The 16,736-nt window shown below is 70.3% G+C and carries 16 protein-coding genes; 11 read left to right on the top strand and 5 right to left on the bottom strand.

The features are described 5' to 3' along the window. The first annotated feature begins 36 nt into the window (after positions 1–36). Both JNB62_RS11120 and JNB62_RS11125 read left to right on the top strand, forming a co-directional pair. A complete protein-coding gene (locus tag JNB62_RS11120) occupies positions 37–405 on the top strand; it encodes a DUF485 domain-containing protein (protein WP_220300943.1) in 369 nt (122 codons plus the stop codon). Then, on the top strand, positions 402–2,027 hold the full coding sequence (locus tag JNB62_RS11125; RefSeq protein WP_220300944.1) for a solute symporter family protein: 1,626 nt from the start codon (positions 402–404) through the stop codon (positions 2,025–2,027). Before JNB62_RS11120 ends, JNB62_RS11125 begins: the two co-directional genes overlap by 4 nt. Before the next feature lie 90 nt (positions 2,028–2,117). Here JNB62_RS11125 and JNB62_RS11130 read toward each other — a convergent pair whose 3' ends face one another. Next, a complete protein-coding gene (locus JNB62_RS11130; protein ID WP_220300945.1) occupies positions 2,118–2,582 on the bottom strand; it encodes an SRPBCC domain-containing protein in 465 nt (154 codons plus the stop codon). A gap of 16 nt (positions 2,583–2,598) precedes the next feature. Between JNB62_RS11130 and JNB62_RS11135 the strand changes: the two genes are divergently transcribed. Next, positions 2,599–2,937 carry an ArsR/SmtB family transcription factor gene (locus JNB62_RS11135; protein ID WP_220300946.1) on the top strand — a complete coding sequence of 113 codons (339 nt, stop codon included), beginning with the start codon at positions 2,599–2,601 and terminating at the stop codon, positions 2,935–2,937. Between the two features lie 4 nt (positions 2,938–2,941). Here JNB62_RS11135 and JNB62_RS11140 read toward each other — a convergent pair whose 3' ends face one another. After that, positions 2,942–3,718 carry an alpha/beta fold hydrolase gene (locus JNB62_RS11140; protein WP_220300947.1) on the bottom strand — a complete coding sequence of 259 codons (777 nt, stop codon included), beginning with the start codon at positions 3,716–3,718 and terminating at the stop codon, positions 2,942–2,944. 38 nt (positions 3,719–3,756) lie between these two features. Beyond that, positions 3,757–4,620 (bottom strand): SAM-dependent methyltransferase, encoded by an 864-nt coding sequence (locus tag JNB62_RS11145; RefSeq protein WP_220300948.1) that lies wholly within the window; start codon positions 4,618–4,620, stop codon positions 3,757–3,759. 329 nt (positions 4,621–4,949) lie between these two features. On the opposite strand from JNB62_RS11145, the gene JNB62_RS11150 reads away from it, so the two are divergent. The 8 genes from JNB62_RS11150 to JNB62_RS11185 all read left to right on the top strand — a co-directional run bounded on the left by JNB62_RS11150 (position 4,950) and on the right by JNB62_RS11185 (position 14,977). Then, positions 4,950–6,113: an ROK family protein gene (locus tag JNB62_RS11150; RefSeq protein WP_220300949.1), complete on the top strand. Its 1,164-nt coding sequence runs from the start codon at positions 4,950–4,952 to the stop codon at positions 6,111–6,113. 76 nt (positions 6,114–6,189) lie between these two features. Continuing rightward, positions 6,190–7,671, top strand: a complete 1,482-nt coding sequence (locus tag JNB62_RS11155; RefSeq protein ID WP_308291785.1) for a M81 family metallopeptidase — start codon at positions 6,190–6,192, stop codon at positions 7,669–7,671. A 159-nt stretch (positions 7,672–7,830) separates the two neighbouring features. Continuing rightward, the gene (locus JNB62_RS11160; protein WP_223231082.1) at positions 7,831–9,639 is read left to right on the top strand and encodes a peptide ABC transporter substrate-binding protein; all 1,809 of its coding nucleotides are present in this window, start codon (positions 7,831–7,833) and stop codon (positions 9,637–9,639) included. Positions 9,640–9,677: 38 nt separating this feature from the next. Further along, positions 9,678–10,697 carry an ABC transporter permease gene (locus JNB62_RS11165; protein ID WP_220300950.1) on the top strand — a complete coding sequence of 340 codons (1,020 nt, stop codon included), beginning with the start codon at positions 9,678–9,680 and terminating at the stop codon, positions 10,695–10,697. Beyond that, positions 10,694–11,629 carry an ABC transporter permease gene (locus JNB62_RS11170; protein ID WP_220300951.1) on the top strand — a complete coding sequence of 312 codons (936 nt, stop codon included), beginning with the start codon at positions 10,694–10,696 and terminating at the stop codon, positions 11,627–11,629. The genes JNB62_RS11165 and JNB62_RS11170 overlap by 4 nt, the downstream gene beginning before the upstream one ends. Then, a complete protein-coding gene (locus tag JNB62_RS11175) occupies positions 11,626–13,296 on the top strand; it encodes an ABC transporter ATP-binding protein (RefSeq protein WP_220300952.1) in 1,671 nt (556 codons plus the stop codon). Before JNB62_RS11170 ends, JNB62_RS11175 begins: the two co-directional genes overlap by 4 nt. Next, positions 13,293–14,051 carry a copper homeostasis protein CutC gene (locus JNB62_RS11180; RefSeq protein WP_220300953.1) on the top strand — a complete coding sequence of 253 codons (759 nt, stop codon included), beginning with the start codon at positions 13,293–13,295 and terminating at the stop codon, positions 14,049–14,051. The genes JNB62_RS11175 and JNB62_RS11180 overlap by 4 nt, the downstream gene beginning before the upstream one ends. Next, a complete protein-coding gene (locus JNB62_RS11185; RefSeq protein ID WP_220300954.1) occupies positions 14,048–14,977 on the top strand; it encodes an ROK family protein in 930 nt (309 codons plus the stop codon). Before JNB62_RS11180 ends, JNB62_RS11185 begins: the two co-directional genes overlap by 4 nt. 4 nt (positions 14,978–14,981) lie before the next feature. On the opposite strand, the gene JNB62_RS11190 is transcribed toward JNB62_RS11185, so the two are convergent. Both JNB62_RS11190 and JNB62_RS11195 read right to left on the bottom strand, forming a co-directional pair. Beyond that, complete coding sequence (locus tag JNB62_RS11190) at positions 14,982–15,851, bottom strand: aminoglycoside phosphotransferase family protein (RefSeq protein ID WP_220300955.1); 870 nt, start codon at positions 15,849–15,851, stop codon at positions 14,982–14,984. A gap of 100 nt (positions 15,852–15,951) precedes the next feature. After that, a complete protein-coding gene (locus JNB62_RS11195) occupies positions 15,952–16,587 on the bottom strand; it encodes a hypothetical protein (protein WP_223231083.1) in 636 nt (211 codons plus the stop codon). Positions 16,588–16,736 lie beyond the last annotated feature (149 nt).

Raw genomic sequence — 16,736 nt, forward strand, 5'->3', positions numbered from 1 at the left:
GCGCTGCGTGTTCCATCCCCCTTCGAAGGAGAAGCCATGGGCAACGACGCCCCGGGCGCGGCGACGGCACCTGACGTCGACTACCGCGCGGTACAGCAATCCGATCGGTTCCAGCAGCTGAAGAAGCGCCAGCGCGGCTTCGTCTTTCCGGTGCTGGTCGCCTGCCTCGTCTGGTACCTCGCGTACGTGCTGCTGGCCATGTACGCCCACGACTTCATGTCGACCCCCGTGTTCGGGCACGTCAACGTGGCGATGCTGCTGGGCCTCGCGCAGATCGTCACCACGTTCGCCGTGACGACCTGGTACGTGAGCTTCGCCAACCGCCGCCTCGACCCGATCGCGAGCGAGATCCGCGACGCGGCCGGCGCATCGCCCGCTTCGACCCCTGAGGAGGTCTCGCGATGAGCATCGTCTTCGCGGCGGACGCCGCTCCCACCGCTGCGCCGGGAAACCCCTGGCTCAACATCGGCATCTTCGCGCTCTTCGTCGCGATCACGATGGTGATCGTCTTCCGCGCGAGCCGCAACAACAAGACCGCGTCGGACTACTACGCCGCCGGACGCTCGTTCACCGGCGGCCAGAACGGCGCCGCGATCGCGGGCGACTACCTGTCGGCCGCCTCGTTCCTCGGCATCGTCGGAGCCATCGCCGTCACCGGCTACGACGGCTTCATGTACTCGATCGGGTTCCTCGTGGCGTGGCTGGTCGCGCTGCTGCTGGTCGCCGAGCTCCTGCGCAACACCGGCCGGTTCACGATGGCCGACGTGCTGTCGTTCCGCCTGAAGCAGACGCCGGTGCGCGTCGCCGCGGCCATCACGACGCTCGTCGTGTGCTTCTTCTACCTGCTCGCGCAGATGGCGGGTGCCGGCGGTCTGGTGTCGCTGCTGCTCGACGTCACCGACACGCTCGGCCAGTCGCTCGTCATCACGGTGGTCGGCGCGCTGATGATCCTCTACGTGCTGATCGGCGGCATGAAGGGCACCACGTGGGTGCAGATCATCAAGGCCGTGCTGCTCATCGCGGGCGCCGCAGTCATGACGGTGTGGGTGCTGGCTCTCAACGGCTTCGACTTCTCGGCGCTGCTCGCGAAGGCGACGGAGGTCGCCGAGAACCCGGCGATCCTGGACCCGGGCCTGAAGTACGGCGTCAGCGACATCAGCAAGGTGGACTTCATCTCGCTGGGGCTGGCGCTGGTGCTCGGCACCGCGGCGCTGCCGCACGTGCTGATGCGGTTCTACACGGTGCCGACGGCCAAAGAGGCGCGCAAGTCGGTCGTGTGGGCGATCTGGCTGATCGGCATCTTCTACCTGTTCACGCTGGTGCTCGGCTACGGCGCCGCGGCCCTCGTCGGCCCTGCCGTCATCGCCGCTGCGCCGGGCGGGGTGAACTCGGCCGCGCCGCTGCTGGCGAACGCGCTGGGCGGGCCGCTGCTGCTCGGCCTCATCTCGGCGATCGCGTTCGCGACGATCCTCGCGGTGGTCGCGGGCCTCACGATCACGGCGGCGGCGTCGTTCGCGCACGACATCTACGCGTCGGTCGTGAAGAAGGGCAAGCCGGCCCCCGGCGCCGAGGTCAAGGTCGCGCGTCGCACGGTGATCGTGATCGGCATCATCGCGATCATCGGCGGAATCGGCGCGAACGGCCAGAATGTCGCGTTCCTCGTCGCGCTGGCCTTCGCGGTCGCCGCGTCGGCGAACCTGCCGACGATCGTCTACTCGCTGTACTGGAAGCGGTTCACGACCAAGGGCGCGCTCTGGAGCATGTACGGCGGTCTCGCGTCGGCCATCATCCTCATCGCGTTCTCGCCGGTCGTGTCGGGATCCGAGACGTCGATGCTCAAGACCGAGGCGATCGACTTCGCGTGGTTCCCGCTGTCGAACCCGGGCATCGTGTCGATCCCGCTCGCGTTCTTCCTCGGCTGGCTGGGCACGATCCTCGACAAGGGCACGGAGGACCCGGCGAAGGAGGCCGAGATGGAGGTGCGGAGCCTGACCGGCATCGGAGCCGAGGGGGCGACGCAGCACTAGCGGGCCGTGCCGCTCGCCCCGGGGGGAGCGCGCGGTGGACCATCACGAGGGCCGTCCGGACACACCGGGCGGCCCTCGTCGTGTTCGGACTCAGGCGTAGAAGCCGTCGCGCAGGTTGATGCCGTGCTCGAGCCACGCCTTGAGCGCCGCCAGCATGCCCGTCCAGCCCTCGCAGTTGCCGAACGCGCTCCTGGCCCCGGCGGGAGAGGCCTGCCAGGCGGACTCGGTGATGGTGACGAGCGTGCGGGCGCCGTCGTCGACGGCCTCGAACTCGAAGGTCGTGGTGGTCTCGGATTCGAGGCCGTCGCGGGCCTCCCAGCGGATGACGAGGCGGCGCGGCGGGTCGGACTCGACGACCGTCACCGGGAACCGCCCGGGGAAGTCGGCGAAGTCCCACGTGACATCGGCGCCCTGCTCCAGGCGTCCGCGCGCGCCGCCGGTCGTGAAGTAGCGCGACAGCTGCTCGGGATCGGCGACGGCTTCGTAGACCTCCGCGACAGGTCGTGCGACACGCCCCGACACGGTGAACGACAGTGCGGTCAGTTCTTCAGACATGTTGTAGTTTTATAACATGACGGATGCCGCGCACAACCCCTCTGCCGGCACCGACGTCGACGACGACCTCGTGTTCAAGGCGCTCGCCGCCCCGCTGCGGCGTCGCATGCTCGATGCGCTGAAGGAGGAGCCGCTCACGACGGGAGCGCTGTGCGCCCGCTTTCCGGAGGTCGACCGCACGACGGTGCTGCAGCACCTGCGCGTCCTCGAGCGGGCGGAGCTCGTGACGGGACGCAAGAAGGGGCGCGAGCGCCACCTGGCACTCGCGCCCCTTCCGATCAAGCGCATCCATGACCGCTGGATCGGCGACTATGCGCGGGCGGCCGTCGACCTGCTCGACCGCCTGAACGACTGACGCGTCAGGCCAGCCGCTCGGTCACCGCGCGCACGGTCGCGACCGGGTCGGGCCGGTGCATGACCGATTCGGGCACGATCACGAGCTCTGCGCCGGCCATCTCGTCCGCCAGGCGGTCGGCCGCGGTGATGAGCATCGGGAACGTCTGCTCGCCGCGCAGGATCGTGACCGGGACGTCGACCGACAGCATCTCGGCGCTCGGCACCGACGAGGCGTTGACGAGATTCGTGTCGTACACGGTCGACTGCGCGAGCGGCAGGACCGCGGCGAACTGGTTGCTCTGGCGGAACGCCTCGACCATCTGCTCGGGCAGTCCGACGCCTTCGAGCTGGAAGGTGACGATGGCATCGTCGGGCCGCCCCTCGTCGACGAAGCGCTGCAGGCGCTCGGCGAGGTCGGCCGCGGGCTCGTCGACGCCGAACCGCAGCGGCGGCTCCGACAGGAACAGCGCGCCGGTGTCGACGCCGTGCGCTGCGGCGTAGAGCGCCAGCACGGCGCCGGAGGAGTGCCCGAGCACGGCGACGACGCCGCCGACCGCCTCGATCACGGCGGCGAGGTCTTCGGCCTCGCGGTCGGGAGTGGACCCTGGCGCGTCGCCGCTGGAACCGCGGGCCCGGCGGTCGTAGGCGATGCCGCGGAAGCCGGCGCCCGCCAGCTCCTGCGCCAGCCCAGAGGCGTCGGCGGCGCGGGAGAGGGCGCCGTTCACGATGACGACGGCCGGGCCGTCTCCGAACGCCTCGTACGCGATGGGCGTGCCGTCGGCGGAGTTCACGGTGTTCATGTCGTCAGCCAACCACGGGCCACCGACATCTCGCAGACCTAGCGGCGCACGGCCGTGACGAACCCGCCGCGCTGATCGGCTGCCGATTCCGAGCGGTCGACGGCGAGCGGCCGGTCATAGCGGCGCTCGAGATCGGCCACCGAGACCTCCGCGACGCTCCAGCCGGCCGCTGCGAGCACGGCGGCCGGATCGGGCGGGTCGGTGCGCGCCAGCAGGTCGTGGAAGGGGATGCCGGTGGCCCGCGCGAAATCCTGCAGCCGCTCACGCGTCTCAGGGGTGTCGGTGAGCGCCGGTGCGCGTTCGATCACCGCGCGCGAACCCGGGCCCGACAAATCGATGATGTCGTCGAGCAGCGCCGCCTGATCGTGCGCGGCGAGGTACGGCAGCAGTCCCTCCAGCACCCAGTGCGTCGGCTCGGCCGGACCGAGGCCGCTCCGCACGATCGCGGATGCCCACGGCGCCGTCACATCGGCGCCGACGACACGGCGATCGACGGTCGGCGCCGCGCCGACGGCATCCATCGTCCTTGTCAGGAACCCGACGACCTCGGGGGAGTCGAGCTCGAAGACCCGCGTGCCGGCGGGCCACTCGAGCCGCCAGGAGCGCGTGTCGAGCCCGCTGCCGAGGATGGCCACCTGCCGCAGCCCGCCCGCACGCAGCTCGTCGTCGATGAACCGCGTGCGCATGCCGATGTAGGTGGCCCCGAGCAGCATCGACCGGTCGACCTCGGGAACGTCGTCGAGGTCGTCGGGCCAGCGCTCGGGGAACGGCACCGCGGCTTCCGACGCCCGCACGAGCGCCGACGCCCACGGGTCGACGACGAGCGGGTCGGGGCGTCCGGATTCCAGCGCACGCGCCGCCGCCACGGCGACCGCGGTCACTCCCACACCATTCACGGGCATGCGTCCATGATCGTCGCCGCGCCGCACGGTCCCCCTCCGATTCGCTCCTGGCGCAACGGCCGGCCTCATGCCAGGCGGCGTTTCGTCTGCGCGCGCCAGGGCGCGCTCCGCTCAACGACCGGGAGACTCGCGGTACGAGCAACCGCGCTGCGCGCCGGCCGTTTCGCTCAACGACCACGGCCGTTGAGCGAGCGAGGAACGAGCGAGGCGGGACGCCTCGGCCGACGGGCAGCCGCGCCGTTCCTGCGAGTTCTGAAACAGTTCGTCCGAAATCGACGCAAGTGTGACGTCTCAGCCGTATCGTGGGGTGACCGACAGGGAGGCCGACGATGCACGCCACCAGCACGCCGAGCGCGGGAGAGCTGTTCCGCCTGGTGCAGAGCGGGCGCGCCGAGTCGCGCGCCGACCTCAGCCGCCTCACCGGACTGAGCGCCTCGACTGTCGCGCTGCGCGTCGAGGAGCTGATCGCGCACGGCTATCTCGAAGAGACCGGTCGCGGCGTCTCGAAGGGCGGACGCCGGCCGCGGATGCTGGCGGTCAGCGCGGGCGAGACGATCGTCGCCGCGGTGGACCTCGGCGAACGGCACATGACGATCGTCCTCATGAACCGTCGCGGCGAGGTGCTCGCCGACGCGAACGAGCCGCTGTCGCTGCTCGACGGGCCGCAGCGCGTGCTCGCCGACGTGTGGGACAAGGTGCAGCAGCTCGCTCGCGATGTGCCCGACACGCGTCTGGAGGGCATCGCGATGAGCCTGCCGGGCCCCGTGGACTCCCGCGACGGACGCCTGCTGGCGCCCATGCGCATGCCCGGGTGGAACGGCGTGGTCGTCGCCGACCTGCTGCGCGAGATCACGGGGCTCCCCGCCCACGTCGAGAACGACGCCAACGCGATGGCGATGGGCGAGTTCGTGGAGCGCGGCCAGAGCGTGAAGGAGCTCGTCTTCGTGAAGGCGGGCTCGGGAATCGGCTGTGGCGTCATCGCCGGTGGCGAGCTGTACCGGGGCTACCGCGGCGTCGCCGGCGACATCAGCCACGTCGCGCTCGCCGGCGCCCCGCCGGTCATCTGCTCGTGCGGACGCGTCGGCTGCCTCGACGTCGTCGCCAGCGGCGCGGCGATCGTCGATGCGCTGCGCGAGTCGGGCATTGCGGTCGACCACCTCGAGGACGTCCTGGCGCTGGCCGCCGACGCGCACCCGCGCGCGACCGGCCTGCTCCGCGAGGCGGGTCAGCGCACCGGCGAGGTGCTGGCGACGATCATCAACTTCTTCAACCCCCGCGTGCTCGCCATCGGCGGGCAGCTCGCGACGGCGGACGCCTTCATCGCGGGCGTCCGGCAGGCGATCTACACGCTGTGCCTGCCGATGTCGACCGACCAGCTGGAGATCAGCGTGTCGGCGGCCGGCCCGCTGGGGGGAGCGCGCGGCGTGGGCGACGCGCTGTTGACGACGCTGCTGGAGCCCGAGCGCATCGACCGCGACCTTCGCCAGGCTTAATCCAGAATCGAACGAAGATCGGCGTCTTGATCTAGTTCGAAACAAGGATCCTCCGATGCCTGCCTAAACTGGCGAGGTGACCCAGAACCTTCTCCCGCGTATCGCGATCGCCGGCATGGCGATCGAGTCGAGCACGTTCTCTCCGCATCGCGCCGGCGCGCGCGACTTCCAGCGCGTCGAAGGCGACGAGCTGATCCAGCGGTATCCGTCCCTCCGTGACGGCTTGCACCTCGGCTCCGCCCAGTGGCTGCCCGTGTACTACGCCCGCTCGATCCCGGGCGGTGCCGTGCTGCGCGAGGTGTACGACGAGATCAAGGGGCGGATCCTCGACGGCCTGCGGGACCTCGTCGCGGACGGGCCGCTCGACGGCCTGTTCTTCGACATCCACGGCGCGATGAGCGTCGACGGCCTGGACGACGCCGAGGGCGACCTCATCACCGCCATGCGCGCGGTGATCGGCACCGAGGTCATGGTGTCGGCGTCGATGGATCTGCACGGCAACGTCTCGGACGCGCTCGTCTCGCAGGTCGACATCATCACCTGCTACCGTCTCGCGCCGCACGAAGACACGTGGGAGACCCGCGACCGGGCGATCGGCAACCTCGTCGAGGCGCTGCAGGCGGGCAGCAAGCCCCGCCGCGCGCACGTGACGGTCCCCATCCTGCTGCCCGGCGAGAAGACGTCGACGCGGGTCGAGCCGGCGAAGAGCCTGTACGCCCGCCTCGATGAGATCGAGCAGCGGGAGGGCATCATCGACGCCGCCATCTGGATCGGCTACGCGTGGGCCGATGAGGATCGCTGTCACGGCGTGGTCGTCGTGACGGGCACGGACGACGCCGCGATCTCGGCCGCCGCCGAAGAGCTGGGCCAGGCCTTCTGGGACGTGCGCGACGAGTTCGAATTCGTCGGCCCTCCCGGAACCCTTGCGGAAGGGGTCGATGCAGGGCTCGCGGCGACCGATACGCCCTACTTCATCAGCGATTCCGGCGACAACCCCGGCGCCGGCGGCACCGGCGACGTCACGTGGACGCTCGCGCAGCTGCTGGCGGACGAGCGCCTCACCGCTCCCGACGCCCCTACGGTGCTCGTCGGGTCGATCTTCGACGCCGAGGCGCTCGCGCAGCTGCGTGAGCACCGCGTGGGCGATGCCGTGACGGTGACGGCGGGTGCGCGCGTCGACCACGGCCCGCATGGCCCGGTCACGATCAGCGGCGTCCTCGAGGGCCTCTATGAAGGGGATCCGGATGCCGGCGGCATCGCGGTCGTCCGCGTCGGCGGTCTGCGGGTCATCGTCACCGAGTTCCGCAAGGCCTATCACGCGGTCGAGGACTTCACCGCGATCGGCCTGGATCCGCTCGCGGCCCAGATCGTCGTGACGAAGATCGGCTACCTCGAGCCCACGCTGTACGCGATCCAGCGCGGCTGGACGCTCGCGCTGACGCCGGGCGGTGTCGACCAGGACCTGCAGCGTCTCGGGCATCACCGCATCCGTCGGCCGATGTTCCCGTTCGACAGCTTCGAGAGCGCGCCCGATCTCACACCACGTCTCTTCGGCTGAGCCGCCTGTCTCGATTACTTGCTGCGAAATTGGAGTAAGTAAGTTACAGGAACGTAATAAGGATGGCATTGCGCCGGTACTTTCTGCGTGAATGATGAAAAGTGCGTCGAGAAACCAACGAACATGAACCCGTCTCGACCGCGTGAACAAGGAGGTTTGATGCGCAAGCCAGCGATGCGACGTCTCGTCGCGACCCTGGGCGTCGTGGCAGCCGGAGCCCTCGTCATGTCCGGATGCGCGTCGTCCGGCGGCGAGGCGGACGCGAGCTCGAACGACTCGGTCAGCTACGCGCTGCCGGCCGGCACCGGGCCCAACTGGATCCTGCCCATCTCGAGCCCGGACACGATGGCCACGCACAACAGCGCCATCAAGGCCACGATGTGGCCGCGGCTGTTCGAGTACAACGGCACCAGCGGAAAGATGGAGTGGGACCAGAAGGGCTCGGCCGCGAAGTCCTACGAGTTCAGCGACGACCACCTCTCGGTCACCATCACGCTGAACGACCTCGACTGGTCGGACGGCGAACCCGTCACGTCGCGTGACGTCGAGTTCTGGTACAACCTCGTGCGCTACAACGCCGAGAAGACGGGCGGCTACTCGGCCGGCCGCATCCCCGACAACATCACGAGCTTCGAGATCGTCGACGACAAGAACTTCACGCTGACGTTCGACGCCGTCTACAACGAGGAGTTCCTGCTGGCCAACCAGCTGAGCCTCGTCTACCCGATGCCGCAGCACGCGTGGGACAAGACGAGCGCTGACGGTGAGATCGGCGACTACGACCAGGACCCGGAGACGGCAGTGCAGGTGTTCGACTTCCTGTTCTCGCAGGCCGAGGACATGAAGACGTACGCGACGAACGAGCTGTGGAAGACCGTCTCGGGACCGTACACGGTCAAGAGCTGGTCGGACTCGGGCCAGGTCGTCCTCACGGCGAACGACAGGTACACCGGTGACGACAAGCCCGCCATCAAGGAGGTCACGTTCGTCCCGTTCACGTCGGCCGACGCCGAGATGAACGCGGTGCGCTCGGGAGACGTGGACTACGGCTACGTCACCAGCGCCCAGCTGACGAACGAGAAGCAGTTCACCGACCTCGGCTACACCGTCGAGCCGTGGGCGGGCTGGTCGATCACGTACATGCCGTACAACTTCGCCAACCCCGAGAAGGGCGCGTTCTACAGCCAGCTCTACGTGCGCCAGGCGCTGCAGCACGCGGTCGACCAGGAGACGATCTCGGACGTGATCTGGCACGGCGCGGCAACGCCCGACTACGGCCCGGTCCCGCAGACGCAGGACTCGGACTACCTCTCGGACGTGCAGAAGGACAACCCGTATCCGTTCGACCTCGACAAGTCCGAGGAGCTGTTCACCAGCCACGGCTGGACCAAGGACTCCGACGGCGTCTTCGAGTGCACCACGCCCGGCGCGGGCGAGGACCAGTGCGGTGAGGGCATCGCCGCCGGCACCAAGGCCGAGATCGTCGTGACGACGCAGAACGGCTCGCAGGAGACCGACAATATGATGGCCGAGATCCAGTCGTCGCTGGCCAAGGTCGGCGTGAAGATGACGATCGACGCCAAGCCGCTGGACTCGGTGCTCACCGAGGCGCAGTCGTGCAAGGTCGAGGGCTCGACCACCTGCACGTGGGAGCTCGTCTTCTTCGGCACTGCCGGCTCGTGGTACTTCCCGGCCTACCCGACGGGCGAGCGCGTGTTCGCGAAGGACACCAAGTGGAACGCCGGCCAGTACGACAACCCCGAGGCCGAGGAGCTCATCAACCAGATGACGTTCTCGACCGACCCGCAGATCGCGCAGGACTACTCGGCTCTGCTCGCCGAGGACCTTCCCGTGATGTGGATGCCGAACCCGGTCTACCAGGTCTCGGTCATCAAGAAGGGCCTCGACGTCGCGCACCAGGATCCGGGCGCATCGTTCTACCCGCAGCGGTGGTCGTGGAACGACTGACCTGACAGTCACCGGCGACAAGAAGAAGTAGAGGAAGCATGACCACGGCGACGGCGCAGACCGCGCGCCCCACGGCGAGAGCCGGGGGCAACCGGTTCGGCATCTGGATGTTCCTGGCACGGCGCGCCGTCCAAGGGCTCATCGTCATACTGATCGTGACGCTCATCGTGTTCGCGCTGCTGAACCTGGCGATGCCCGAGGGCCCGGCCCTCGGCATCCTGGGGATGCAGGCGACGCAGGAGCAGATCGACGCGTTCAACGCGGCCAACGGGTACGACCAGCCGCTGTGGCAGCAGTACCTCACCTTCCTGTCGCACCTCGCCGTCGGCGACCTGGGCGATTCGTTCACGCTGAATCGCCCGGTCGCCGACGCGATCGGCCAGCGGCTTCCCAAGACGCTGCTGCTGGCATCCCTCTCGATGATCGTGGCGCTGATCGTCGCGATCCCGATGGGCATCTACCAGGCGGTGCGCCGCGGCAAGGCGGGCGACTACGCCTTCACGACGTGGAACTTCGTCATCTACTCGACGCCGTCGTTCTTCCTCGGCCTGATCCTCGTGATCGTCTTCTCGCAGTGGCTGGGGTGGTTCCCGGCTCTCGCGCCGCAGGGCGACTCCGTCGCGGAGGTGCTCGCGGATCCCGCCGGGCTCGTTCTGCCGGTGGCGACCGCCGCGCTCGGCATCATCGCCACGATCTCGCGCTACATGCGCTCGGCGACGATCGACAACCTGTCGGAGGACTACGTGCGCACCGCGCGGGCCAAGGGCACGCCGCAGGCCGTCGTCGTCCGCCGCCACGTGGTGCGCAACTCGCTCACGCCCGTCATCGCGATGCTCGGCTACTACCTGCCCGTCATGTTCGGCGGCATGATCGTGGTCGAGTCGCTCTTCAACTACCCCGGCATGGGCCTGCTGTTCTGGACCAGCGCCCAGACCGGCGACTACCCGGTCCTGCTCGGCTGCGTGATGGTCATCGCGATCGCCACGGTCGTCGGCTCCCTGCTGGCCGACCTGGTGCAGGCTCTGCTCGACCCCCGTACCCGAGGGGAACTGTCATGACGACCGTCACCACTTCTTCCGCCGCGACGGCCGACGCCGGACCGGCGACGCCGACGAAGCCGGCGAAGACGCCCAAGGGCTCCGGCTCGCCCTTCCGCCGCGGACTCCGCCGCTTCCTGCACAACAAGCTGGCCGTGTTCGGCCTGATCGTGCTGGGGTTCTTCCTGGTGTTCTGCTTCATCGGACCCCTCGTGTACCCCACGGATCAGGTGCACACCGACCTGGCGAGCACGATGCTGCCTCCGGGGACGGACGGCCACCCGCTCGGCACCGACGACGTCGGCTACGACGTGCTCGGCCGTCTCATGATCGCCGGTCAGATCTCGATCGTCATCGGCCTCGCGGCCGGTGTGCTCGCCACCGTCATCGGCACGCTGTGGGGCGCTGTCGCGGGCTACGTCGGCGGTGCCGTCGACGCCGTGATGATGCGGATCGTGGATGCCGGCATCGCGATCCCCGCCACCTTCCTGCTGCTGATCCTCTCGGCCATCATGAAGCCGTCGGTGCCGCTCATGATCGTCGTGATCGGCCTCGTGTCGTGGCTGGTGCCGGCCCGCCTCGTGCGCGCGGAGTCGATCTCGCTGAAGTCCCGCGAGTACGTGCTCGCGTTGCGCGCCATGGGCGGCACGCACGGCCGCGCCGTCATGAAGCACATCGTGCCGAACACCGTCGGGACGATCGTGGTCAACGCGACCTTCCAGGTGGCGGACGCGATCCTCCTCGTCGCGTACGTGTCGTTCCTCGGAATGGGGCTGCAGAAGCCGGCCACCGACTGGGGCGCCATGCTCACGGGCGGCATGCAGTACACGTATGCCGGGGCGTGGTGGCTGATCTTCCCCGCCGGCCTGTGCATCGTGCTGGTCGTCGTCGCGTTCAACGCGATCGGCGACGGCCTGCGGGACTTCTTCGACGTGAAGGGACGCGACCGTTGAGCACGACCGCACCACTCCTCAGCATCCGCGACCTGCGCGTCACGTTCCGCACCGACGACGGCCCGGTCGAGGCCGTGAAGGGCATCGACCTCGACATCCGGGCCGGCGAGGTGCTGGCGCTCGTGGGCGAGTCCGGTTCGGGCAAGTCCGTCACCGCGATGTCGATCCTGCAGCTGCTGCCGTCGACGGCCACCCGCACGGGGAGGATCGCCCTGGACGGGCGCGAGCTCACCGCGCTCACCGAGGCGCAGATGAACGACGTGCGCGGCCGTGAGATCTCGATGATCTTCCAGGAGCCGATGACGGCCCTCAACCCCTCGATGCGCATCGGCGACCAGATCGCCGAGGCGCTGCGCAACCACAGCAGCATGACGAGGGCGCAAGCGCACGCCGAGGCCGTCGAGCTGCTCCGCCGCGTCGGCATCCCCGACCCCGAGCGGAGGGCCGCCGGCTACGCGCACGAGATGTCGGGTGGCCAGCGGCAGCGCGTCGTGATCGCCATCGCGCTCGCGTGCGGCCCGAAGCTCATCATCGCCGACGAGCCGACGACGGCCCTCGACGTCACCGTGCAGGCCGACATCCTCGACCTCATCCGCGACCTGGCGACCGAGCGGGGCACCGCGTTCCTCCTCGTCACGCACAACATGGGCGTGGTCGCCGACATCGCCGACCGCGTCGCCGTGATGTACCGGGGCGACATGGTCGAGGTCGGCACGACGACGCAGGTGCTGCGGCATCCCGAAGCGGACTACACGCGCCGGCTGCTCGCGGCCGTCCCGCGCCTGCCCGAAGCCGACGAGGTCCAGCCGGCCGAGCAGGCCGCGACCGCGACCGCGCCGGTGCTGTCGCTGACCGACGCCAGCGTGACCTACCGCAAGGCCGGACAGCACTTCACGGCGCTCGACGCCGTGTCGGTCGACATCGCGCCCGGCGAGATCCTGGGCCTGGTCGGCGAGTCGGGATCGGGCAAGTCGACGCTCGGAAAGGTCGCCCTGGGGCTCGTTCCGATGTCGGGCGGCGAGCTGCGCCTGTTCGGCGAGAAGGTCGGCCGCGGCGGGGTGCGCGGCCGCGCCGAGCGGCGCCTGCGCGGCCGCGTGGGCACCGTGTTCCAGGACCCGGGTTCGAGCCTCGACCCGCGCGCCACGGTCGCGGACGCGATCGCCGAGCCGCTGATCGTGCACCGTGCGTCGCACCCGATGTCGGGACGCGACCGTGCGGCGCGCGTGCGCGAGCTGCTGGAGGCCGTCGAGCTGCCCGCCTCGTACGCGAGCCGCTACCCGCACGAGCTGTCGGGCGGCCAGCGTCAGCGCATCGGCCTCGCGCGCGCCATCGCCCTGGAGCCGGAGCTGATCATCGCCGACGAACCCACCAGCGCGCTCGACGTGTCGGTGCAGGCGGCGGTCCTCAAAGTGCTGCGCGAGCTGCAGGAGCGCATGGGCTTCGCGTGCCTGTTCATCAGCCACGACCTCGCCGTCGTGCACGAGTTCTCTGACAGGGTGGCCGTCATGTACGCCGGGCAGATCGTCGAGCTGGGGCGCACCGACGACGTGCTGCTTCGTCCTCAGCATCCGTACAGCAGGCGACTGCTGGCGTCGGTGCCCGTGCCCGATCCCGTGGTGCAGGCCGACCGCCGCCTGGCCCGCCTGACGACGCGGAGTGCCGCGTGAGCGCAGTGCCCGCGATGGAGCTGATCGCGCAGGATGCCGCGGCGGTCCGCATCGCCGTCGAGATCGGCGCTGCCCGTGTCGAGCTGTGCCAGGCGCTCGCCCTCGGCGGCCTGACGCCGTCGATCGCGACGATCGAGCACGCCGTCGCGGCGGCCGAGGGCGCCGTCGAGGTGCACGCCCTGATCCGCGTGCGACCGGGCGGCTTCCGCTACGACGCCGACGAGGTGTGGGTCATGGCCGACGACGTGCGCGCGGCCGTCGCCGCCGGCGCAGCGGGCGTGGTGGTGGGGTGCCTGGACGAGAGCGGACGATTCGACCGCGATCACATGAGGAGGCTGAAGGATGCCGCCGGCGAGGCCGGCTTCGCCGCTCACCGTGCCATCGACCTGGCGACGGATCCGCTCGACGCCATCGACGACCTTGTCGCTCTGGGCGTCGAGCGCGTGCTGACGTCGGGTGCGGCATCCACTGCTCGCGCCGGAGCCCAGACGCTCGAGGCGATGGTCGCGCGCGCCGACGGGCGGATCGACGTGATGGCCGGGGGAGGTGTGACGGCCGATTCCGTCGACGCCATCCTGCGCACGGGCGTGCCTGCGATCCATTTCTCGGCCAAGCGCACCGTGCGCGACGACTCGGGCGTGAGCATGGGCTCCGCCGAGACCGACGGCGTGGGGTCGTACGACACCGTGGACCGGGAGGCGGCGCAGCGCATCGCCGCGGCCGTCCGCGCGTTCGGGGGCGATTCCACCCGATGAATGCTGCAGTGGTGCTCGGCCTCGATGTCGGAGGCTCGAGCGTGAAGTACCGGCTTGCCTCGGCGGGCTCTTCCGACGGCATCCCCGCCGCGATCGCGCAGGGGACCGTGCAGACGCCGAAGAAGGACCCGGTCGCAGGCCTCGCCGCCATCGCGCGTGACGTGGCCGCCGGCCGCCGGCTGGTCGCGGTCGTCGTCGGCATCCCCGGACTCGTCGACGAAGACCGCGGCACCGTGCTGCGGTCGGCGAACCTTCCGGCGCTCGACGGTCTCGCCCTCGGCCCCGCTCTGTCGGCCGCGCTCGACGTGCCCGTCGGGGTCATCAACGACGGTCGCGCTGCGGCCGTCGCCGAAGCACGCTGGGGCGCCGGCGCGGGGGAGCGGGACGTGTTCACGCTCGCGCTGGGCACCGGCATCGCGGGGTCGCACATCGTCGACGGCCGTGTGGTCGACGGCGCGCACGGCATCGCCGGTGAGCTCGGCCACGTCGTCGTCGAGCCGTCGGGCGCATCGTGCGCGTGCGGTCAGCGCGGCTGCCTCGAGACGGTCGTCGGCGCTCCCGCCCTGCGCCGGGCCTGGAACCGGGCCGGAGGCGAGGGCTCGCCCAAGGACCTGCTCGCCGCGTACGAGGCCGGCGACGAGCGCGCGGTCCGCGTCGTCGACCGCGGAGCCGGCGCGCTCGCCGACGCGATCCTCACGCTGCTGGCCCTCGTGGATCCCGGCGTCATCGTGATCGGCGGCGGACTCGCCAGCGCGCCGCACCGACTCGTGGTGCGCGCCCGCGCCCTCGTGGACGAGCGGGCGACGTTCCACCGCGTGCCGCCGATCGTGCCGGCGACGCTCGGCAAGTGGGCCGGTGCCGTCGGCGCCGTCGCCGAGGCGCGCGCCCTCCACGACCGCTCGCCGGTCGCGCTCGCCGCGAACTGACGCGTCAGACGACGGGGTCGGCGAGCACCTCGGCGAGGATGCGCCGGTGCTCGTCGTCCTCGTCGGGGCTCGACTGCCCCGACAGCACGACCAGCGACTTCCACAGCGCCCAGCCGCGAGCCCGCCGCCACGTCGCGTCGTCGAGGCCCGCAGCCTCGCGGAACACCCTCCGCGCCTCACCGTGGAAGTGCGTCCAGGCGAGCACGAGGTCGCACGCCGGGTCGCCGATGCCGCACGTTCCGAAGTCGATGACCGCCGCCAGACGCCCGTCGCGCACCAGGAGGTTGCCGACAGCGATGTCGCCGTGGAACCACACCGGCTCCGACTCCCACACGCTCGTCGTCGCGGTCAGCCAGATGCGCTCGCACGTCGGTACGTCGACGTCCGCGCCGAGGGTCCGCAGCGCCGTCTGCACCTGGTCGCTGTACGCGCTCGGGTGGCTGCCGCGATAGAACGAGTGCCTGCCTGCGGCCGCCCCCGCGTCCGTGGGCAGCGAACGCAGGGCCGCCAGCATCCCTCCGACGTCCTTCGCGAGGGCGACCTGATCGAGAGTGGATGCCGCCGCCACCGTCTCGCCGGGCAGCCACCGCCGCACCGACCACGGGAAGGGGTAGCCCGGTCCGGGCGCGCCGAGCGCCACGACTGCGGGCACAGCGACCGGAAGGCGCCCGTCGAGGAAGCGGAGCGCGCGGTCCTCCTTCTCGACAGCGGCGGCGTATCCCTCGGCACTCGGCAGGCGCACCGAGAGGTCGTCGCCGAGGCGGAAGGTGCGGTTGTCCCAGCCCTGCCGCGCGACAGGACGGACGGGGAGCTGGGCGAACCGCGGGAACTGCTCTGTCAAGAGGGCGGACACGAGCTCAGCGTCGATGTTCATCAGGCTCAGCCTGTCATGCGACCGCCCGATGGACTGACTCGTCTGCACCCGTTCGGAAGGCGTCTCGACGCCGGCCGTGGTGCCGCCTCGGACGCGAGCCCTAGGCGAACGAGCCCAGTGCGCGTCGGTAGGCGTCGCTGTCGGCCCGGGTGGCGTCGGTCATGAGCAGCGCCGTCGGCGAGACGGCCCGTGAGAACTCGCCCTGGCAGGGGATGGTGACGACCTTGGTGAGGCCTCGGTTCCAGGCCGCCGTGAGCGCCTCGACGTCGCGGTGCTCGGGACTGTCCTGCAGTCGCTCCTGGATGGTCCCCATGTGCCAGTCGATCCCCCGCTGCTCCCACGCGCGGTAGGAGTCGTCGAACACGTCGTCTCCGAACTCCTCCCTCCAGGATGGGCCGAAGAGCTCGTGCAGCAGAAAGACGCGCTCGGGCGACCCGTTCGCGGTCGCCTGCAGTCGCTCCATCAGCTGCGGGCTGTCGTCGCGTCCGGCATGCACGGCCGCGGCGCGCCACACGCGCGGCCAGGCCGCCTGCCACTCCGACCGCGTCGCCTCCGTGACTCCGTCGACCGACCGTGGTGTGTCGACCAGCTGCGGCGGAAGGTCCTCGCCGGCCACACGCAGCCCGCACGCCTCGCGCACCCACAGGAGTTCCAGCAGCGCGTGCGGCCGGTCCTCCACCGTGATGACCATGTCATGCGGCCACGGGCCGTCGGGCGTGGAGTCGAGCGAGCGCATGGCCTCATCATGCCCGGTCAGGACGACAGAGTGAATGCCGTCACGCCCGGCGTGACGGCATCCACTGGTCTTCGCATCCGGGGTATCAACCCCGGGCGCGGGCCCTCCTCGCTGGTGGTGGAAGTACCACCGGGTGCGGGGCCCGGAGT

Source organism: Microbacterium jejuense, assembly GCF_019511665.1.
GTDB classification, from domain to species: Bacteria; Actinomycetota; Actinomycetes; order Actinomycetales; family Microbacteriaceae; genus Microbacterium; species Microbacterium jejuense_A.